Annotated in this window: 1 protein-coding gene; it reads left to right on the top strand. The window is 75.1% G+C overall.

The features are described from left to right. Window positions 1-89: 89 nt before the first annotated feature. Window positions 90-1,637: a hypothetical protein gene (locus AB0915_RS39130; protein ID WP_366696168.1), complete on the top strand. Its 1,548-nt coding sequence runs from the start codon at window positions 90-92 to the stop codon at window positions 1,635-1,637. Window positions 1,638-1,655 lie beyond the last annotated feature (18 nt).

Here is a 1,655-nt window from a genome sequence, read left to right as displayed (position 1 = left end):
TCCCGTAGTGCACGCAGCCCTGACCTCGTTTACTGCACCCCCTCAAACGGCTGGTTGGGGTGGTGGGTGACGGCGCTACAGTCCGCCCTATGACGACGCGCGAACTCCGTCCCACCTGGTTCTACACTCCGGGCGTACGACTGCTCCACGGCAAGGGTGTGGACTCGGCGGTAGGCGCTGGGCAGGCCGAGGACTGGATCGCCCTTGACCGTGGCGTCTGGTCGGGCACCGTCTGCGTGGTCATGGGCTGGAGGCGTCACGGCCGGATCCGGGTCGGCTTCCACTGGTTCGACGACCGGGAGATCGCGGACTGGGACGGGGCCCCGTACTGGCAGGAGCCCGGCCCCGGCCCCGGCGCTCCTTCCTGGAGCCTGCCACCCACCGAGTCCGAGGTCGCTCTGTGCCTCGGTCATGCGGACGCCCGCGTCCGTGCGGCGGCGCTCGCCCGCGCGGAGTCCGCAGCTCTGCCCGCGTCCGTGCTGTCGCTCGTCCTGATCCGGTGCGCGGACACCGACGGGCGGGTACGGGGCCTCGCCCGCGCGGCCCTCGACCGCGCGCTCGCCGGCGCGGACGAGGCCGTGCTGCGGCAACTGGCGCCCCTGGCAGCGCTGGTGGGCATGCGGCGGCGGTACGGCACGTGGGTGCGGGAGGCCGTGCTCGGGCGCCTGGGCGGGCTGCCCGACGAGGCGGTGGCGCACCTGCTGTCGGGCAGCGGCCGGGAGGCCCGGATCGCCGGCCTGTACGCCGGGGTCGCGTACGGGCGGCTCGGCATGACGCAGGCCTGGGCGATCGCCGAGGGGGATCCCGACGACGGTGTGCGCGTGCATGCGGTGCGCACGGTGATGCGTCTGGCGCTCGCGTCCGGACGGCAGGCCGTCCTCGACGACGTGCGGGCCCGGGTTCTCGCTCACCTGGACGCCGACCGCTCGTACGGCGTCCGCCGGGCCACGCTCGCCGCCGCCGTCGAGGCCGGCTTCTTCCGCGCCCGGGACCTGGCCGTTCTCGCCGTCGGGCACCGGGACCGGCACATCCGGCGGCACAGCTGCGCGGCCGTCCTCGCCGGCGCGGACGGGGACGCCGTCCTTGACCGCCTGCTCTGTGCGCGGGACACGGCCGTGCGCTCCGCCGCCGTCGGGCGGCTGCGCAGCGCCGACCGCGGCGACGAGCTGGTACGGCACCTGGCGGACCCGTCGGCCGCCGTCCGCGCGGCGGTGTGCCGGGAAATCCGTGCGGCGGGCGACGATCCCCGCGCGCACTACCAAGCGCTGTGCGCCGATCCGGCTACCGTCGCACCAGCGGCGGTTGTCGGGCTGGCCGAGCAGCACTGCCCCGAGGACGCCACCCTGCTGCGCCCCTTCACCCGTCACTCGCGGGCCGCGGTCCGGGCCCGGGCGCTGTCCGCGCTGCGGATGCTCGGCGCTCTTCCCGACGACGCGCTGCCGCCGTTCGCCGACGACCCCGATCCTGGTGTGCGTGCCACCGCTCTCGGCGCGCTGCGCGACTGCCCCCGTCTCCTGCGGAACCTGGTCCAAAACCCGCACGACGACGTGCGGGCCCGAGCGCTGTCCCTCCTGTCGCGACACCACTGGCTGGGCTGCGAGGAATCCCTGCCGCTGCTCGACGACCGTGCACCCTGATCCGAGAGAGCGACCTAG

This window comes from Streptomyces sp. NPDC048411, assembly GCF_040704695.1.
Classification (GTDB): Bacteria; Actinomycetota; Actinomycetes; order Streptomycetales; family Streptomycetaceae; genus Streptomyces.
This window is presented reverse-complemented; position numbering and strand designations above follow the sequence as displayed.

Bases quoted from the DNA above. Each gene is read 5' to 3' on its own strand.
- AB0915_RS39130 (WP_366696168.1), top strand. From the start codon at position 90: ATGACGACGCGCGAACTCCGTCCCACCTGGTTCTACACTCCGGGCGTA.